The organism is Pantoea sp. SS70 (genome assembly GCF_029866845.1).
Classification (GTDB): Bacteria; Pseudomonadota; Gammaproteobacteria; order Enterobacterales; family Enterobacteriaceae; genus Pantoea; species Pantoea leporis.
Window position 1 is genome coordinate 1,621,412 of the sequence record NZ_CP117199.1, and the last position, 18,973, is coordinate 1,640,384.

The following is an 18,973-nucleotide window of genomic DNA, read 5'->3' on the forward strand; positions in this document are numbered from 1 at the left end:
AACGAAAGATGACGCAATTTGCTTATGTTTTCCCAGGACAGGGATCGCAGACCGTCGGCATGTTAGCCGAGCTGGCCGCTGAAAACCCGCAGGTTGAAGCCACTTTCCGTGAAGCTTCTGACGCACTGGGTTATGACTTATGGCAGCTGGTCCAGCAGGGACCAGCTGAAGAATTGAATAAAACCTGGCAGACACAGCCTGCGCTGCTGGCGGCTTCTGTTGCCATCTATCGCGTATTGCAGAGCAAAAATGCGGTGCAGCCAAGCATGATGGCCGGTCACAGCCTTGGTGAATACTCGGCGCTGGTTTGTGCCGGTGTGCTGAATTTCGCTGACGCCATTAAATTGGTTGAGCTGCGCGGCAAACTGATGCAGGAAGCGGTACCGGAAGGTACTGGCGCTATGCAGGCGATTATCGGCCTGGATGATGCATCCATCCGTAAAGCCTGTGAAGAGAGCGCTCAAGGCCAGGTGGTTTCACCGGTTAACTTCAACTCGCCGGGCCAGGTGGTTATCGCGGGCAACAAAGAAGCGGTTGAACGTGCGGGTGCAGCCTGTAAAGCTGCCGGTGCCAAACGTGCATTGCCGCTGCCAGTCAGCGTGCCATCGCACTGTGCGTTGATGAAACCTGCTGCCGATAAGCTGGCAGTAGCGCTCGAAGCGATCACCTTTAGTGCGCCTTCGGTGCCGGTGGTGAATAACGTCGACGTGAAGTGTGAAACTGAAGGTGCTGCGATTCGAAGTGCGCTGGTCCGTCAGCTGTATAGCCCCGTGCGCTGGACCGAATCGGTCGAATTTATTGCTGCGCAGGGCGTTGAGCAGCTGCTGGAAGTCGGTCCAGGTAAAGTTCTGACCGGTCTGACCAAACGTATTGTGGATAGCCTGAGTGCCGCTGCGGTGAACGATTCTGCTTCACTGAGCGCTGCACTTACCCAGGAATAAGAGGAAAAACATGAGCTTTGAAGGTAAAGTAGCGCTGGTTACCGGTGCAAGCCGTGGAATTGGTCGCGCCATTGCGGAAACGCTGGCTGCGCGCGGTGCCAAAGTGGTGGGAACCGCCACCAGTGCAAGCGGTGCGGAAGCAATCAGTGCTTACCTCGGCGACAAGGGCAAAGGCCTGCTGCTGAACGTTACTGATGCCGCCTCAATTGAGAGCGTCCTCGAACAAGTTCGCGCCGAATTTGGCGAAGTGGACATTTTAGTCAATAATGCAGGCATTACGCGTGACAATCTGTTGATGCGCATGAAAGACGATGAGTGGGCGGATATCCTTGATACCAACCTGACATCTGTCTTCCGTCTTTCTAAGGCGGTTATGCGTGCCATGATGAAAAAACGCGTGGGCCGTATCATTACCATCGGTTCTGTAGTTGGGACCATGGGTAACGCGGGTCAGGCAAACTATGCGGCAGCAAAAGCAGGTTTGATTGGCTTTAGCAAATCACTGGCGCGAGAAATTGCGTCACGTGGCATTACTGTAAACGTCGTAGCACCGGGCTTTATCGAGACGGACATGACGCGTGCACTGAACGAAGATCAACGTTCGGGTATTTTGGCAGAAGTTCCCGCAGGTCGTTTAGGTGACCCGCAGGAGATTGCCAATGCTGTTGCATTCTTAGCCTCTGACGAAGCAGCCTATATCACGGGTGAAACGCTTCATGTCAATGGCGGCATGTACATGGTCTGATAATCACGAAAACATTTGCTTTATCTACGGTAAACACCGCAGAATAACGCAAAATCGTGGTTCGACCAGCCGGGATTTTGTTGCATCTTTTTCAACATTTTATACACTACGAAAACCATCGCGAAAGCGAGTTTTGATAGGAAATTAAATAGTATGAGCGATATCGAACAACGCGTTAAGAAAATCGTAGCTGAGCAGCTGGGTGTTAAAGAAGACGAAGTGATTAACACTGCTTCTTTCGTTGAAGACCTTGGTGCAGATTCTCTTGACACCGTTGAGCTGGTAATGGCTCTGGAAGAAGAGTTTGATACTGAAATTCCAGACGAAGAAGCTGAGAAAATCACTACCGTTCAGGCAGCGATCGACTACATCACTAGCCATCAAGGTTAATGAATATCTTCAGGCGGTCACCTCGACCGCCTGAGTTTTATGTTTGCCCCACATAGCGTTATTTTTTCCCTCCCTGGAGGACGTGCGTGTCTAAGCGTCGTGTAGTTGTGACTGGTCTTGGCATGTTGTCTCCTGTCGGCAATACCGTAGAGTCTACCTGGAGTGCTCTCCTTGCCGGTCAGAGCGGCATTAGCCTGATCGACCATTTTGATACTAGTGCCTATGCAACGCGTTTTGCGGGCTTAGTAAGAGATTTTAATTGCGATGATTTCATCTCGCGCAAAGATCAGCGCAAGATGGATGACTTCATCCAATACGGCATCGTTGCTGGTATTCAGGCTATGGCAGACTCCGGTCTGGTCGTAACCGATGAGAATGCTGGTCGCATTGGTGCGGCAATCGGTTCTGGTATTGGCGGACTGGGTTTAATCGAAGATAACCACAGCTCGCTGGTCAACGGTGGACCGCGCAAAATCAGCCCATTCTTCGTGCCTTCAACCATCGTCAACATGGTTGCTGGTCATCTCACCATCATGTACGGCCTGAAAGGTCCAAGCATCTCTATCGCAACTGCCTGTACGTCTGGTGTGCACAACATTGGTCATGCAGCGCGTATCATTGCGTATAACGATGCTGATGTGATGTTGGCCGGTGGTGCGGAGAAAGCCAGTACGCCACTTGGTGTCGGTGGTTTTGGTGCTGCTCGTGCGCTCTCCACGCGTAATGACAATCCTCAGGCGGCAAGCCGTCCGTGGGATAAAGATCGTGACGGTTTCGTGTTGGGTGACGGTGCTGGCATTGTCGTACTGGAAGAGTACGAACACGCTAAGAAACGTGGTGCGAAGATTTATGCTGAGATCATCGGTTTCGGCATGAGCAGCGATGCTTACCACATGACGTCACCTCCGGAAGACGGTTCAGGTGCAGCCGCGGCGATGGTTAACGCGCTACGTGACGCGCAGCTGAACGCTGAGCAGATCGGTTATGTCAACGCGCATGGCACCTCGACGCCAGCCGGTGACAAAGCGGAAGCGCAGGCGGTGAAATCGGTGTTTGGTGCGGCAGCTCACAGTGTTATGGTCAGCTCTACCAAGTCGATGACTGGCCACCTGTTGGGTGCGGCGGGTGCAGTAGAAGCGATTTATTCGATTCTGGCGCTGCGCGACCAGGCGATTCCACCGACCATCAACCTCGACAATCCTGACGAAGGTTGCGATCTGGACTTCGTGCCGCATACGGCGCGCCAGGTCAGCGGACTGGAGTACACCTTGTGTAACTCCTTCGGATTTGGCGGCACTAACGGCTCGCTGATCTTCCGCAAGGTTTAATCGCTCCTCAGCCATACAGAGGCCCGCAATGCGGGCCTTTTTTATATTTTTAACGGGCTAATCAAGGCGGCCAGCATGTGGATAAACGGCATACCGCAAACCGAGCTTTCAGCACGCGATCGCGCAGTGCAATTTGGTGATGGCTGCTTTACCACCGCCGCGGTGATTAACGGCCATGTTGTGATGCTGGATGCGCATCTGCAGCGGCTCAAAGAGGGCTGTGCAAGGCTAATGATGGATGCGCCGGATTTAGTTCAGCTCGCTACAGAAATGCATAATGCCGCTGCGGGACACACACAGGCGGTGCTGAAGGTGATCGTGACGCCGGGCGCAGGCGGACGCGGTTACAGCCGCGCAGGCTGCCACTCACCTACGCGCATTCTTTCGCTCTCGCCGTGGCCGCAGCATTACGCCACGTTGCAACAGCAGGGCGCTGTGCTCCACACCAGCCCAATACGTCTGGCGCGCAATCCGTTGCTGGCCGGCGTAAAACACCTAAATCGCCTTGAGCAAGTGCTGATTCGCCAGCATCTTGACCAGACGGGCGGTGACGAGGCGCTGGTGCTTGACACTGGCGGGACGGTGGTGGAATGCTGTGCGGCCAATTTGTTCTGGCGTAAGGGCAACAATGTTTTTACGCCGCAGCTTGAGCAGGCTGGCGTGGATGGCATTATGCGTCGTTATCTGATGGCGCAGATGGCCGCAAATGGCCAGACTTGTCAGCTGATTGATGGCAGCAGGGACGACGTATTGAACGCCGATGAAGTGGTGATATGTAACGCCCTGATGCCCGTTTTACCCGTGCGACAAATTGACGACGTTTCATTTACCGCACGCTCGCTGTATCAGCAACTGCGCGCCAGTTGCCCGACGATGGAAGTATCATGACTCGAATGAAAAAAATTCTCGCAGGCGTTGTAATTGTCGCAGGACTCACCGCCGCCTTTGGCTATTGGCAGATTGAACGTTTAGCTGATACGCCCTTAACACTGCAGCAAGAAACCATTTACACCTTGCCCGCTGGCAGCGGTCGCGTGGTACTGGAAGCGCAACTGGAAAGTCAGAAGATCATTCCGCAAAGTATCTGGTTTGGGCCGCTGCTGAAACTGGAACCGGAACTGGCACGTTTCAAAGCCGGTACCTATCGCCTGGAAACCGGCATGACGGTGCGCCAGCTACTGCAACTGTTGGCCAGCGGTAAAGAAGCGCAGTTCCCGGTGCGTTTTATTGAAGGTTCGCGTCTTACCGAGTGGTTAGCCGAGCTACGCAAAGCGCCATACCTGAAACACACGCTGAGCGACGATCAATTTGCCACCGTTGCCGCCGCGCTTAAGCTTGATGTTAGCCAGCTGGAAGGCGGTTTCTATCCGGATACCTATCTCTATACCGCCAATACCAGCGATGTGGCGCTGCTGGAGCGTGCCCACGCGCGCATGAACAAGTTGGTTGATGAGATTTGGCAGGGACGTATGGAAAATCTGCCTTATAAGAAAGCGCAGGACATGGTCACCATGGCGTCGATCATTGAGAAAGAGACCGGCGTGAGCGAAGAGCGCGCGCGCGTGGCGTCGGTGTTCATCAATCGACTGCGGACCGGAATGAAGCTGCAGACCGATCCCACGGTGATTTACGGCATGGGCGACAGCTACACCGGCACGCTAACGCGTAAAAATCTGGAAACGCCGACCGACTACAACACTTATACCATTAGCGGTTTGCCGCCGGGACCGATTGCGATGCCGGGCCGTGCTTCACTGGAAGCGGCTGCGCATCCGGAAAAAACCAACTACCTCTATTTTGTCGCGGATGGCAAAGGTGGACACACCTTTACCACCAATCTGGCCAGCCACAACAAAGCGGTGCAGGTTTACCGGCTGGCAATGAAGGAAAAAAATGAAAAGTAAGTTTATCGTCATTGAAGGCCTGGAAGGTGCAGGCAAAACCACCGCACGCGATGCGCTGGTTGCCGTGCTGCATGAGCACGGGATTAATGATGTCGTCTTCACGCGCGAGCCCGGCGGTACGCCGCTGGCGGAACAATTGCGTATATTGGTCAAGCAGGGCATAGACGGCGAGCAGGTGACCGATAAAGCCGAGCTGCTGATGTTGTATGCGGCACGCGTGCAGCTGGTAGAGAACGTCATCAAACCGGCGCTGGCACGCGGTGCCTGGGTGGTGGGCGATCGTCACGATCTCTCTTCCCAAGCCTATCAGGGCGGCGGACGCGGACTGGATGCGCAACTGATGACCACGCTGCGTGATGCGGTGCTGGGCGATTTCCGTCCCGATCTCACGCTCTATCTCGACGTCACGCCAGAAATTGGACTGCAACGCGCCCGCGCACGCGGTGAGCTGGATCGCATTGAGCAGGAATCATTGCGCTTCTTCGAGCGTACGCGTGAACGCTATCTGACCTTAGCTGCTCAGGATCCCTCGATACTCACCATTGATGCGACGCAAAACATTGCAAACGTGACATCGTCACTTCAACGCACCTTGCGTAGCTGGCTGGCAGGCCAATCCGCATGAATTGGTATCCGTGGTTGAATCAGCCTTATCGACAAATTATCGCCCGTCATCAAAGCGGCCAGGCGCATCACGCCTTGCTGGTACAAGCCATTGCAGGCATGGGTGACGATGCGCTGATTTGGGGCGTGAGCCGTTGGTTGATGTGTTTACAGCCGGAAGGATTGAAAAGTTGCGGCCATTGCCACGGCTGCCAGTTAATGCAGGCGCACACGCATCCCGATTGGTATCGCCTGGAAGCCGAAAAGGGGAAATCTTCGCTCGGTATTGATGCGGTGCGCGACGTCACTGAAAAGCTGTATCACTTTGCCCAGCAGGGCGGCGCAAAAATCGTTTGGTTGCCCGATGCTGCGCAGCTGACGGAAGCCGCCGCCAACGCATTATTGAAAACGCTGGAAGAACCACCGGCCAATTGCTGGTTTTTCCTCAGCGTGCGCGAACCTTCACGCTTGCTGCCTACGTTGCGCAGTCGCTGCATGACGTGGCATCTGTCGCCGCCGGAAGAGGCGCATAGTTTGCAATGGCTGCAGAAACAGCAACCGCAGCCGGAAGAGAAGCTGCGCGCTGCCTTGCGTTTGAGTAATGGCGCACCCGCCGCCGCCTTGACGCTGTTGCAGCCCGAGCGCTGGCAGGCGCGTGAAACGTTGTGTGAAACGCTGATTAAAGCGCTCAACGGCGATGTGCTGCAGCTGTTACCCGCGCTAAACAGCGAAGATGTGGCCGTACGTCTCAGCTGGCTGATTTCACTGCTGGTGGATGCGATGAAAGTGCAGCAGGACGCAAGTCAGTGGCTGAGCAACGGCGATCGTCCGGATGTGGTCACACAGTTGGCGCAAAGAATGAACAGCAGTGCGCTCAACAGCAGCGCGCAGCAATGGATGCAGTGTCGCGAACAGCTGTTACATGTCGCCGCACTCAATCGAGAATTAATGTTGACCGATCGTTTACTCGCCTGGGGACGTTTACTGGCTCCGGCAACGGTCGGCTAAGCGAAAAGAGAGCTCTATGTTTATTGTCGATTCCCACTGCCATCTGGATGGCCTCGATTATGAAAAGCACCATCGCGATCTGGATGATGTCATCGCCAAAGCGGCGGCGCGCGATGTGAAGTTTATGCTGGCGATTGCCACCACCTTGCCGGATTACTACAAAATCAAACAGCTGGTGGGCGATCGTGAAAACGTCGCGCTGGCTTGTGGCGTCCATCCGCTTAATCAGGAAGCGCCGTACGACGTTGAAGAGTTCCGCCGTCTGGCCGCAGAGGATCGCGTGGTCGCGCTGGGTGAAACCGGGCTGGACTATTTCTATCAGCAGGAAACCAAAGCGCAGCAACAAGCTTCGTTTCGTGAGCACATTCGTACCGGCATTGCGTTAAATAAACCGATCATCGTGCACACGCGTGATGCGCGTGAAGACACGCTGGCGATTCTGCGCGAAGAGCAGGTAGAGAAGTGCGGCGGCGTGCTGCACTGTTTTACCGAAGATAAAGAGACCGCCGCCAAATTGCTCGATCTCGGTTTTTACATCTCTTTCTCCGGCATTCTGACTTTCCGCAACGCCGAACAGATCCGCGATGCGGCGCGCTACGTGCCGCTTGATCGTATGCTGGTGGAAACCGATTCGCCGTATCTGGCGCCGGTACCGCACCGTGGTAAAGAGAATCAGCCGGCGTATACGCGTGATGTGGCGGATTACATGGCGGTGTTAAAAGGCGTTGATATCGAAACGCTGGCCGCTGCCACCACCGAAAATTTCTCCCGCCTGTTCCACATCCCGATGAGTCGCCTCGGCGGCTAAACGCTTTATTTCAAACGCTGTAATTAATCACAAATCACTCTACTACACTGCGTCTTACGGGACGCAGGCAGTGTTTTATTGCTGTTTATTAGCGCAAGTCAGTAAGAAATGACTGAAAGGAAAGGGACGTCCTTAGCGAAATGTGATGGACGTCAATTTAACAATTAGCGATTTATTTTACTCTTCGTAATAAATCAAAAGACGCTCAGCGTCACCCCGGCGAAGGATCCTCCCCCTAAGCCATGCGCACTGCGCAAAAAATTGCACTCATACTCAGGAGTTTCTATGTTCAAGAACGCATTTGCGAACCTGCAGAAAGTAGGTAAATCGCTGATGTTGCCGGTATCTGTTCTGCCGATTGCCGGTATTTTGTTAGGTGTTGGTTCTGCAAACTTCAGCTGGCTGCCGGAAGTGGTTTCCCACGTCATGGCCGAAGCGGGTGGTTCGGTGTTTGCCAATATGCCGCTGATCTTTGCGATCGGTGTGGCGCTTGGCTTTACCAATAACGACGGTGTTTCCGCGCTGGCGGCCGTGGTTGCCTACGGCATCATGGTGAAAACCATGGCGGTGGTTGCACCGCTGGTGCTGCATATGCCTGCCGGAGAAATTGAGGCTAAGCATCTTGCAGATACCGGTGTGCTCGGCGGAATCATCGCCGGTTCCATCGCGGCGTATATGTTTAACCGCTTCTATCGCATCAAACTGCCTGAGTATCTCGGCTTTTTTGCCGGCAAGCGCTTTGTGCCGATCATCTCCGGTCTGGCGGCGATTTTCACCGGTGTGGTGCTGTCATTCATTTGGCCGCCAATCGGTACCGCGATTCAGGAATTCTCACAGTGGGCAGCCTATCAAAACCCAGTCGTCGCCTTTGGACTGTACGGTCTGATTGAGCGTTCGCTGGTGCCGTTTGGTCTGCACCATATCTGGAACGTCCCTTTCCAGATGCAAATTGGTGAGTTCACCAATGCCGCAGGCCAGGTATTCCACGGTGATATCCCACGTTACATGGCGGGCGACCCAACGGCAGGCAAACTGTCTGGCGGCTTCCTGTTCAAAATGTACGGTCTGCCAGCGGCAGCGATTGCGATTTGGCATACGGCTAAACCAGAAAACCGCGCCAAAGTGGGCGGTATTATGATCTCCGCCGCGCTGACCTCGTTCCTGACCGGTATCACCGAGCCAATCGAGTTTGCCTTCATGTTCGTGGCGCCGATTTTGTATGTGATCCACGCGATTCTGGCAGGTCTGGCCTTCCCAATCTGTATTCTGCTGGGGATGCGTGATGGCACCAGCTTCTCACACGGTTTGATCGACTTTATCGTGCTGAGCGGTAACAGCAGCAAAATCTGGTTGTTCCCGATTGTGGGTATTATCTACGGCCTGATTTACTACACCGTATTCCGTTTCCTGATTGTGAAACTGAATCTGAAAACCCCTGGCCGTGAGGAAACCGCGATGGAGCAGAGCAGCGCAACCGGCAGCGAAATGGCGGGTAAACTGGTTACCGCGTTTGGTGGTAAAGAGAACATCACTAACCTTGATGCCTGTATCACGCGTCTGCGTGTCAGCGTGGCGGATGTCGGCAAGGTTGATCAGGCTGAACTGAAAAGCCTCGGCGCACGTGGTGTGGTGGTAGCAGGTTCAGGCGTTCAGGCGATTTTCGGCACCAAGTCCGATAACCTGAAAACCGAAATGGATGATTATATCCGCAGCATGTAATCGTCTGTTCTGACAGCACGCACATGCGTTGAGAGCAGGAAGAGGCGGCAGAGGAGTAAAGCGTCCCGCGACAAGGATGTCGCGGGCCGAGCCCCAGGGACGGTTTATGGCGACTTTACGATCTGACGCCTCTTCCAGCGTAAGTAGTTAAACCCTCAGACGAGGGTTTTTTGCTATAAATAAACCCGCAAATACTCCGTCAAACACAGCAGCGCCATGGCCTGACCATACGGCATTGAGGTGAGCGGGATTTGGCGGTAATACTCGAGATCGCTGCCCATCGCTGTTCCGAACGACACCTGCTTCAATTCCCCATCCTCATCGATATTGCCGATCACGCCGCGCAACGCTTTCTCCGCCAGCGGCAAATATTCGGGCGAAAGATAATGTTTGCGCACCGCTTTAAGAATGCCATAGGCGAAACCGGCGGTGGCGGAGGCTTCCGGGTAGCTGTTGGGATCGTCGAGCAAGGTGTGCCACAAACCGCTGCTGTGCTGACAGGCGCTCAGCGCCTTCACCTGACTCTCCAGCACCTGCTGCAGGAAACGCCGCGTGGCGTGCTGTTCCGGCCAGTTCATCATCTCGAGGAAATCAGGAATGACGATAGTCAACCAGCTGTTGCCGCGCGCCCAACGTGCATTGGCAAAGTTGTGCCGTCCCTCAAACGTCCAGCCGTGGAACCACAAACCGGTTTGGCGATCCATTAAGTATTGGGTATGAATCAGGAACTGATAACTGGCTTCTTCGACAAACTCAGGACGATCCAGCAGCTGGCCAATCTTCGCCAGCGCCATCACGCTCATCATTAAGGTGTCATCCCACAGCTGCTGGGTATTTTCGTTGTTGTAGACGATGTGCTGCAAGCCGCCTTGCTCGGTGCGCGGCATCTCATACATCACCCATTCAGCCCAACGCTCCAGCACCGGTCGCCATGCGGCATTGCGCGTCTCTTCATAGCGATACGCCAGCGTCAGGAACGGGCAAACGGTATTGACGTTCTTGGTTGGCGTACCTTCCGCCAGGCGCGTGCTGAACCAGTCATCGATAATCTTCAGCGTCGCTTGATCGCCGGTTTGCTGATAATAGTGCAGCATGCCGTACAGGCCGATGCCGTGCGTCCACTCCCAACCGGCCCAGCCTTTGGTATCGATCACGCGGCCATCATCGAGGCGCAGCAAAAACTCGCCGCTGTGATCGGTAATATTCACCAGATTATGGGTTAGCCGCTGAATCAACTGCACCAGCTCAGTACGTGGCAACAGATATTCAGGCTGGCGCAGTAACGCGCTGTGCTTTACAGGAAATACAGTCATGGTTCATTCCTATCGTTAATCAGGGTAGAGAGAGAAGGTAAAGATCGTGGCTGCGTCGGCAGCGGCGGTGCGGAAGGCTTGTGACGGTTGAGATACCCGACGTTGTTATTGCCCCACAGATTTTCATACGGCATGCCCGCCAGCATTTCGACCACTTCACGCGCCTGTGGCGAAATACGCTCTGGCACCACGCGTCCGGCTTCGCGCATTTTCAACGTCTCTTCGCGCAGCACGGTGTGGGTTTGCAGATTGAGTTTAAAGCGCAGTGAAATAATGAAGCCGCAGGCCAGCACGCAGAGCGTGCCCACGCTGAGGATCGCCAGAATGGTATGGCCGACAGCCGGCACCTGCGTGGCCTGGCCGGAAGAGAAGCCCGCCAGCTGCAACACGATACCGACGAACATCACCGCACCCGCCTGCGAGGCTTTGCGCGTCAGCGTCATGATGCCGGCAAAAATGCCTTCGCGACGTTGGCCGGTAATCACTTCATCGACGTCAGCGATATAAGTGTAAGTATTCCACGGCACATAGTTGATGCCGCCGCGACCGAGTCCAGCAAGGCCAGAAATCAGTACCAGCAGGGCGAAATTATCGTTCATGCCGGTGTACCACAATCCGGCGTAGGAGAGGGCGCTAAGACCAAACAGCACCACCACCATACGATACGCGGGCGCAGGTCCAAGGCGGATACACAGCGGAATCATCGCCATCACCGCAATAAACTGCATCACCGCCATGGTGCCCATCAGGTTGGAGGCGATCTGCGCGCTTTGCATCAGCACAAACACCACATACCAGGTGAACACCGCGTTAAACACGTCCTGCGCAATATAGCCGCCGAGATACATGCCCAGATGCTGGCGGAAAATACGAATGCGCAGCGTTGAGGCCAGCTCGGTGTAGAGGCGCTTCAGGCTCTGCAGCAAGGTCAGCTGTGATTTTTCCTGCTCGGCGCGGCGCGATTCGGCAGAGAAATCGTCGGGATCGCGTTCCCAGGTAAACAGCCACACCAACGTTAATACCAGCGCACAAATCACCGAGAACACCAGGCTGGCGTAGAAGAAGGAGATCGGATTCTCTTTGCCAAACCAGCCAATCAGTATGCCCGGCAGGAACGCTGCCAGAATGGCCGACAGCTGCGCCAGGCCAATACGCGCGCCAGAGAAGCGGGTTTTCTGTTTGAAATCATCGGTCATCTCCGGTACCAGCGTTTCGTAAGGCACCAGAATCATGGTGTAGACCATATCGAACAGCAGATAAGTCAGCAGATACCACCAAAAACTCATGTCGCCAACCCACATCAGGCTGTAGCTGAACACGCACGGAATACCGAGCAGGATAAAAAATTTGCGGCGGCCAAAGCGCTTGCCGAGCCAGGTCGAACCGAAGTTATCGGTCAGGAAACCCATCAGCGGGCTCACCACCGCATCCAGTACGCGGGCGGCGGCGAAAATGAAGGTCGCCTGAATCGGCGAGAGCCCACAAAAGGTGGTGTAAAAGTAGAGCAGCCAGGCGGCAGTTAGCGCCGTGGTGCCTGCACCGAGGAAATCCCCGGACCCATAGGCCAGATAATGGCCCAGGCCAATCTTACGAGAGCGCATGGCAGGTTCTCCTTGAATTAGTCGGTAAACACATCCCTCATCACTCCGTACAACTTGCGCGGATTGGATTGAAAGTAGAGCGGCTTAAGCTGGCAAACCTTCGTGATTTCGCAATGACTTGCAGATGAGTGGCAAAATCACAAAGAAAAAGGCGTGATATCTCTAATTTATAAAACAGCGTTTCATTTTTATGGTTAAGGAGATGTCAGGAATGCGAGCTGCAGCACATGCGTGGCGAAGGGTTAAATCGGCTTAAAGGCAGCCATTTAATGCAGGAATTGTGGTCCTGAGGTTGAAAGAAATGGAATTCCTCACGCATACTGCCTGACTGAACTCAGGCTTAAGGAAATGCACCATGGCTGAAGAAACCATTTTCAGTAAAATCATCCGTCGCGAGATCCCCGCCGACGTGGTTTATCAGGACGAACTGGTCACCGCCTTCCGTGATATCGCGCCGAAAGCGCCTACCCATATCTTGATCATCCCCAACGTATTGATTCCCACCGCCAATGATGCGCAGCCCGCACACGAGCAGGCGCTGGGCCGGATGATCATCGTGGCCGCCAAAATTGCCCGTGAAGAAGGCATTGCCGAAGATGGCTATCGTCTGATCATCAACTGCAACAGCCATGGCGGTCAGGAGGTTTATCACATCCATATGCATTTGGTTGGCGGTCAGCCGCTGGGCCCGATGCTGGCCAGCTAACTCAGGCGGACAATGTGATGCGTCAATGGCTGAGTGGCTTGCTGTTGCTGACCCTTGCAGGTTGCAGCAGCGATAAGCCGATGATTAATACCTCGCAGTCGCTGGTGATGGAATCGGCGGTGTTATCCGCGGGCATTATTACCGATGATCCGAAGTTGACCGAACAAGATGGTCAGCAGCGTGCCATGAGCATGTTGTACAACCAGCGTGAAACGCCGGTGAAAGTGCACTATCGTTTCTATTGGTACGACGACAAAGGATTGGAAATCACGCCGGAAGAGCCGGCGCAAAGCCAAATCGTTCCGGCGCACGGCAGCGTAGAAGTGGCCTCACAAATGGGCAATCCGACCGCCAGTAAGGTGCGTCTCTATCTTTATCTTTGAGGAGTAAGCTGTGATTCGCAGTGTAAAACGTTCGGGCGCGTTGTTATTTGCGCTAATGCTCACCGGTTGTGTGGTGCAACAACAGACGCCGGCACCGGTAGAACCCACGCAGCCGACTACGCCCACTCAGCCGGTTGAACCTACGCCGCAGCCAGTGCCGCCGCCGCAAACCGTGCCGCAGCCACCAAAGCTGAAAACCATTAACTGGGATGCCAGCGTCCAGCCGTTGGTCGGTAAGATGGTGCAATCTTCAGGCGTAAATCCGGGCAGCGTGCTGCTGGTGGATCGCATCAAGAACAGTACTAATGGCGCGCTGCAAACCGACAAAGCCACCGACGCGATTCAGAATGCGCTGGCCAACAACGGCAAGTTCACGCTGATCACCCCAGAACAGCTGGCGCAGGCCAAGCAAACACTGGGCTTGTCGCCGGATGACAGCCTCAACTCGCGCAGTAAAGCGATTGGCCTGGCGCGCAACGTTAACGCGCAGTATGTGCTCTACAGCAATGCGCAGGGCGATGTGAAATCACCGACGCTGCAAATGCAGCTGATGCTGGTACAAACCGGTGAAATCATCTGGTCAGGAAACGGTGTTGCTCAACCCTGATCCCCAGCTGCAAAACCTGCTTCAGCAACAATGGCCGACGGCGCAAGCTGCCGGTCATTTTTTCGCGCTGCCGGGACTGAGCGGGCAAAGCGTGCGCGTGCAGATGCCGCAGGGCGAATTGCTGGCGCGACGAGCGCCGCCGCAGCCGATCCCGTTTGTCGATCGCCAGCGCGAATACCGCATTCTGCAGCAGCTCCGGCATGCACAGCTGGGGCCGCAGCCGCTGGCGTGGCGCCATCCCTGGCTGCTGCAAAGCTGGCTGCCGGGTGAGGTGCTCACTTCCGCGCAGTTTAACGCGCAGCGGCAGGCGATTGTGGCGCTGCTGCAGCGTCTGCATCAACAGCCGCTCACCGGCTACCGTTTACGATTAGCGCCGCTGCTACAGCGCTATTGGCAGCTTTGCCGGCAGCGTCACTGGCGCTGGCAGCGTCGTCTGCAACGCTTATTACAGCAGGGCGAACCGCAGCCGCTGCGCCTGGCACCGCTGCATATGGATGTCCACGCCGGCAACCTGATTGCCACGCCGGAAGGTTTACGCCTGATCGACTGGGAATATGCCGCCGACGGTGACGTGGCGCTGGAGCTGGCGGCGGTGTGTGCGGTTGATGGCGATACGCGTTCTGCGTGGATTACCGATTACGCCGCGCGCGCGCAACTGGATGAGCCAGCACTGGCGTGCCAGATGCAGCGCTGGCAACCATGGCTGCAGCTGCTGATGGCCAGCTGGTATCAGCTGCGTGCCGAGCAGAGCCAGGATGACACCTTACTGCAGCTGGCGCAGGCCAGCTGGCACGACCTTTAACTCAGGATTTTAATCATGACCATGAACATGCCCGGACCGCTGATGCTTGACGTCGAAAGCTATGAGCTGGACGCCGAAGAACGCGAAATTCTGCAGCATCCGCTGGTGGGCGGACTGATTCTGTTTGCCCGCAACTTCCACGACGTTGAGCAGTTAGCAGAGCTGGTGCGCCAGATTCGCGCCGCTTCGCGCAATCGTCTGGTGGTGGCGGTGGATCAGGAAGGCGGTCGCGTGCAGCGTTTCCGCGACGGCTTCACGCAGCTGCCGGCGATGCAATCGTTCGCCGCGCTGCACGATCTCAATAGTGCCGGTGAACTGGCGCAGCAGGCGGGCTGGCAGATGGCGTCGGAGATGATCGCCATGGACATCGACATCAGTTTCGCGCCGGTGCTCGATATTGGCCACATCAGCGCGGCGATCGGCGATCGTTCATTCCATGAAGATCCGGCCATCGCCCTACAGGTCGCGCGCCGTTTTATCAACGGCATGCATGAAGCCGGCATGAAAACCACCGGCAAACACTTCCCCGGTCACGGTGCGGTCAGTGCCGATTCGCATAAAGAGACGCCGCGCGACAACCGCGATGCCGCCACGCTGCGTCAGCATGACATGGCGATCTTTAAGCAGTTGATCGACGAGCAGCTTCTTGATGCGGTGATGCCGGCGCACGTTATCTATACTGAGGTGGATCCGTTGCCTGCCAGCGGTTCGCCGTATTGGCTGCAAACCGTATTGCGCCAGGAGCTCAGCTTTAACGGCGTGATTTTCTCTGACGATCTGTCGATGGAAGGTGCCGCGGTGATGGGCAGCTACGCCGAACGCGCGCAGCAGTCGCTGAATGCCGGTTGCGATATGATCCTGGTGTGCAATCAACGCGCGGGCGCGGTGAGCGTGCTGGATAACTTGACGCCGATCGGGGCAGAGCGCGTGACGCAGTTATACCATCAAGGGCGTTTTACCCGTCAAAGCCTGCTGGCAAGCGAGCGCTGGCGGCAAAATCAGCGTCAGTTAAGCGCGTTGCAAGAGCGCTGGCTGGCGCACAAAGCCTCGGGCAGATAAGCTTCGCTGCCCGGATTTCACTCCACGCTGAGGATAATCATGATCATCTATCTGCACGGTTTTGATTCCAACAGTCCGGGCAACCATGAAAAGGTGCTGCAGCTGCAGTTTATTGACCCGGACGTCAGATTAGTCAGCTACAGCACCCGCCATCCCAAACACGACATGCAGTTTCTGCTGAAAGAGTGCGACAAGCTGCTGCAACAGGGCGACGATGCGCATCCGCTGATTTGCGGGGTTGGGCTGGGGGGTTATTGGGCCGAACGCATTGGCTTCCTGTGCGGCATGCGTCAGGTGATCTTCAATCCAAATCTGTTCCCGTTTGAGAACATGGAAGGCAAAATCGATCGCCCGGAAGAGTATCTCGATATCGCCACTAAGTGCGTCAACGATTTCCGCGAAAAGAACCGCGAAAAGTGTCTGGCGATTTTGTCTCGACAAGATGAAGCGCTGGATAATCAGCGCAGCGCGACGTACCTGCAGCCGTTCTATGAAATTATCTGGGATGACGCAGCCAGCCACAAATTCAAGAACATCGCGCCGCATTTGCAGCGCATCAAAGCCTTCAAACTCCTCGCCTGACCGTCCGCGCGCCGTGTGATGCGGCGCATAAAATGTGTAACATTCTGATAATGCAGCTGAAAGATTGATGTACATCAATTTTCTTATGTGATGTCTCTGACGCCGTGATATTCTGCCCTCAGCTCGCGATTTAACGTCGCCAACCCTATGTTTATTAAGGTTTTTATTAACCATTAATTAACTATTGGTTTACAACTTTGAGGGGGTCCTTGTTGACTACATCTATGGAAAAAATCGTTATCATCGGCGGTGGTGCTGGCGGCTTAGAGCTGGCAACGCAGCTCGGTCACAAGCTGGGACGCAAGAAGAAAGCCGAGATCATCCTGGTCGATCGTAACCACAGTCATCTATGGAAACCGCTGCTGCATGAAGTGGCAACCGGTTCGATGGACGAAGGGATTGATGCGCTAAGCTATCTGGCGCACGCGCGTAATCACGGTTTCCAGTTCCAGCTGGGATCGCTGACGCAAATCAATCGTGAAAACAAAACCCTTGAGCTGGCCGAAATCCGCGATGCGGAAGGCGCACTGTTAGTGCCGCAGCGTGAGCTGGCCTACGATCGTCTGGTCATCGCGCTTGGCAGCACCTCAAATGACTTCGGCACGCCGGGCGTAAAAGATCACTGCATCTTCCTCGACAACCCGCATCAGGCGCGTCGTTTCCATAACGAAATGCTCAACCTGTTCCTGCGTTTCTCGGCCAGCGAAGGCAGCCTGGAAAAAGTCAACATCGCCATTGTCGGCGGCGGCGCCACCGGCGTGGAACTCTCTGCAGAGCTGTATAACGCGGTGAAACAGTTGCACAGCTACGGCTACAAAGGTCTGGATAGCAGCTCGCTGAACGTCACGCTGGTGGAAGCCGGTGAACGCATTCTGCCGGCGCTGCCACCGCGTATCTCGGCGGCGGCGCATCAGGAGCTGACCAAACTTGGCGTACGCGTGTTGACGCAAACCATGGTCACCAGCGCCACCGAAAACGGCTTGAATACCAAAGGCGGCGAATTCATTGATGCCGATCTGATGGTGTGGGCGGCCGGTATCAAGGCGCCAGACTTCCTGAAAGAGATTGGCGGTCTGGAAACCAACCGCATCAATCAGCTGGTGGTAAAAGAGACGCTGCAAACCACGCTGGATGACGACATCTACGCCATTGGTGATTGCGCCTCCTGTGCGCTGCCGGGGGGCGGATTTGTACCGCCGCGCGCGCAGTCAGCGCATCAAATGGCGTCGCGCGCGCTGGAGAACATCCTTGCACAGCGTAAAGACAAACCGTTGAAAGCCTATGTTTATAAAGATCACGGTTCGCTGGTGTCGCTGTCGCGCTTCAGCACCGTCGGCAGTTTGATGGGTAACCTGATGCGCGGATCGATGATGGTGGAAGGGCGCATTGCGCGTTTTGTCTACATCTCTCTATATCGTATGCACCAGATTGCGCTCCACGGATACTTCAAGACCGGTCTTATGATGCTGGTCGGCAGTCTTAACCGCGTCCTGCGTCCGCGTCTCAAGCTACACTGATGATTTTCGGGCGGTGAATGCCGCCCTCCGCCACACCAGCTGCCGTAACCCGCTGAAAACTGCACGTTCAGCTTTAGGTTACGGCACTATTTCATCCGCTCTCGGAACTCTCCTAAAAGCTGGCCCTGATGGGTTTCCGCTGCGTTTCCTCCATTAATCTGATGTTGCAATTACGGTCCATCTGTAAAACTTATCACCAACAAACACGGCGCGGCGCGCACGCCGGTTATGCCTCGGCTACACAGGATCTGGTAGCGGCAGGAATGCGCGGTAACAACCTTCAGGAGGATATTCCTGTGAATAAATCAATGTTAGCGGGTATCGGTATCGGCGTGGCAGCAGCATTAGGTGTTGCCGCAGTCGCCAGCATGGATGTTTTTGATCGCGGCCCGCAGTTTGCACAAGTCCTGTCGGCGACGCCGATTAAAGAGAGCATCAAGCAGCCGCGACAGGAGTGTCGCAATGTGACGCTGACCCATCGTCGTGCGGTCCAGGATGAGAATCGCATTGCCGGTTCGGTGCTGGGCGCGGTAGCCGGCGGCGTGTTGGGCCATCAGTTTGGTGGCGGACGCGGGCGCGATGTGGCTACGGTAGCGGGTGCGTTAGCTGGCGGTTACGGTGGTAATCAGGTGCAGGGTGCGCTGCAGGATCGCGACACGTACACCACCAACGAGCAGCGTTGCAAAACGGTATATGACAAACAGGAAAAAATGCTGGGTTATGATGTGACCTATAAAATAGGCGACCAGCAGGGCAAAATCCGCATGGAAAACGACCCTGGTACCCGCATTCCGCTCGACCGTAATGGTCAGCTGATCCTCAATTCAAATCAGGCCTAATTGGGCAAAGATGCATCACAGCAGCAGTAACGAAAAAAGCGCCGCAAGGCGCTTTTTTTATGTGTGAGATCCTCAATGCGCACGGATTCGTAGCGGCGCAATTTGTTGCGCATCATCA

The 18,973-nt window shown here is 55.3% G+C and carries 20 protein-coding genes; 18 read left to right on the forward strand and 2 right to left on the reverse strand.

Annotated features, from left to right (window positions below; genetic code table 11):
* Positions 1-8 precede the first annotated feature (8 nt).
* The 10 genes from fabD (at position 9) to ptsG (ending at position 9,446) form a co-directional block, all read left to right on the forward strand.
* Complete coding sequence (gene fabD, locus PO881_RS07480) at positions 9-941, forward strand: ACP S-malonyltransferase (protein ID WP_110865926.1); 933 nt, start codon at positions 9-11, stop codon at positions 939-941.
* Between the two features lie 10 nt (positions 942-951).
* Positions 952-1,686: a 3-oxoacyl-ACP reductase FabG gene (gene fabG / locus PO881_RS07485; RefSeq protein WP_007885776.1), complete on the forward strand. Its 735-nt coding sequence runs from the start codon at positions 952-954 to the stop codon at positions 1,684-1,686.
* A 153-nt stretch (positions 1,687-1,839) separates the two neighbouring features.
* Entirely contained in the window at positions 1,840-2,076 is a 237-nt protein-coding gene (gene acpP / locus PO881_RS07490) for an acyl carrier protein (protein WP_101760835.1), read from the forward strand.
* An 86-nt stretch (positions 2,077-2,162) separates the two neighbouring features.
* A complete protein-coding gene (gene fabF / locus PO881_RS07495) occupies positions 2,163-3,404 on the forward strand; it encodes a beta-ketoacyl-ACP synthase II (RefSeq protein ID WP_101760834.1) in 1,242 nt (413 codons plus the stop codon).
* 75 nt (positions 3,405-3,479) lie between these two features.
* Positions 3,480-4,292: an aminodeoxychorismate lyase gene (pabC, locus tag PO881_RS07500; RefSeq protein ID WP_192413662.1), complete on the forward strand. Its 813-nt coding sequence runs from the start codon at positions 3,480-3,482 to the stop codon at positions 4,290-4,292.
* Entirely contained in the window at positions 4,289-5,308 is a 1,020-nt protein-coding gene (gene mltG / locus PO881_RS07505; protein WP_210080519.1) for an endolytic transglycosylase MltG, read from the forward strand. The genes pabC and mltG overlap by 4 nt, the downstream gene beginning before the upstream one ends.
* The gene (tmk, locus tag PO881_RS07510) at positions 5,298-5,933 is read left to right on the forward strand and encodes a dTMP kinase (RefSeq protein ID WP_192234285.1); all 636 of its coding nucleotides are present in this window, start codon (positions 5,298-5,300) and stop codon (positions 5,931-5,933) included. The genes mltG and tmk overlap by 11 nt, the downstream gene beginning before the upstream one ends.
* Positions 5,930-6,919 carry a DNA polymerase III subunit delta' gene (gene holB, locus PO881_RS07515; protein WP_192413660.1) on the forward strand — a complete coding sequence of 330 codons (990 nt, stop codon included), beginning with the start codon at positions 5,930-5,932 and terminating at the stop codon, positions 6,917-6,919. Before tmk ends, holB begins: the two co-directional genes overlap by 4 nt.
* Before the next feature lie 16 nt (positions 6,920-6,935).
* On the forward strand, positions 6,936-7,727 hold the full coding sequence (locus tag PO881_RS07520) for a metal-dependent hydrolase (RefSeq protein WP_280172686.1): 792 nt from the start codon (positions 6,936-6,938) through the stop codon (positions 7,725-7,727).
* Positions 7,728-8,012: 285 nt separating this feature from the next.
* Complete coding sequence (gene ptsG / locus PO881_RS07525; protein WP_101760828.1) at positions 8,013-9,446, forward strand: PTS glucose transporter subunit IIBC; 1,434 nt, start codon at positions 8,013-8,015, stop codon at positions 9,444-9,446.
* Between the two features lie 173 nt (positions 9,447-9,619).
* Here ptsG and PO881_RS07530 read toward each other — a convergent pair whose 3' ends face one another.
* Positions 9,620-10,759, reverse strand: coding sequence for a glycoside hydrolase family 88 protein (locus PO881_RS07530; protein WP_210080517.1), 1,140 nt, complete (start codon positions 10,757-10,759; stop codon positions 9,620-9,622).
* Complete coding sequence (locus PO881_RS07535; RefSeq protein WP_280172687.1) at positions 10,756-12,360, reverse strand: MFS transporter; 1,605 nt, start codon at positions 12,358-12,360, stop codon at positions 10,756-10,758. Before PO881_RS07535 ends, PO881_RS07530 begins: the two co-directional genes overlap by 4 nt.
* A 355-nt stretch (positions 12,361-12,715) precedes the next feature.
* On the opposite strand from PO881_RS07535, the gene hinT reads away from it, so the two are divergent.
* The 8 genes from hinT (at position 12,716) to PO881_RS07575 (ending at position 18,855) form a co-directional block, all read left to right on the forward strand.
* Positions 12,716-13,066 carry a purine nucleoside phosphoramidase gene (gene hinT / locus PO881_RS07540; RefSeq protein WP_137385568.1) on the forward strand — a complete coding sequence of 117 codons (351 nt, stop codon included), beginning with the start codon at positions 12,716-12,718 and terminating at the stop codon, positions 13,064-13,066.
* Between the two features lie 17 nt (positions 13,067-13,083).
* Positions 13,084-13,449, forward strand: coding sequence for a YcfL family protein (locus PO881_RS07545; RefSeq protein WP_110865934.1), 366 nt, complete (start codon positions 13,084-13,086; stop codon positions 13,447-13,449).
* Positions 13,450-13,459: 10 nt separating this feature from the next.
* Positions 13,460-14,056: a penicillin-binding protein activator LpoB gene (gene lpoB, locus PO881_RS07550; protein WP_101760823.1), complete on the forward strand. Its 597-nt coding sequence runs from the start codon at positions 13,460-13,462 to the stop codon at positions 14,054-14,056.
* Positions 14,043-14,858 (forward strand): thiamine kinase, encoded by an 816-nt coding sequence (gene thiK, locus PO881_RS07555; protein WP_192413966.1) that lies wholly within the window; start codon positions 14,043-14,045, stop codon positions 14,856-14,858. The genes lpoB and thiK overlap by 14 nt, the downstream gene beginning before the upstream one ends.
* A gap of 15 nt (positions 14,859-14,873) precedes the next feature.
* Positions 14,874-15,917, forward strand: coding sequence for a beta-N-acetylhexosaminidase (gene nagZ, locus PO881_RS07560; protein ID WP_280172688.1), 1,044 nt, complete (start codon positions 14,874-14,876; stop codon positions 15,915-15,917).
* A 39-nt stretch (positions 15,918-15,956) separates the two neighbouring features.
* Positions 15,957-16,499, forward strand: a complete 543-nt coding sequence (ycfP, locus tag PO881_RS07565; RefSeq protein ID WP_192413645.1) for an alpha/beta hydrolase YcfP — start codon at positions 15,957-15,959, stop codon at positions 16,497-16,499.
* 212 nt (positions 16,500-16,711) lie between these two features.
* Positions 16,712-18,016: an NAD(P)/FAD-dependent oxidoreductase gene (locus PO881_RS07570; protein WP_085982480.1), complete on the forward strand. Its 1,305-nt coding sequence runs from the start codon at positions 16,712-16,714 to the stop codon at positions 18,014-18,016.
* A 296-nt stretch (positions 18,017-18,312) separates the two neighbouring features.
* Positions 18,313-18,855, forward strand: a complete 543-nt coding sequence (locus PO881_RS07575; RefSeq protein ID WP_007885735.1) for a glycine zipper 2TM domain-containing protein — start codon at positions 18,313-18,315, stop codon at positions 18,853-18,855.
* Positions 18,856-18,973 lie beyond the last annotated feature (118 nt).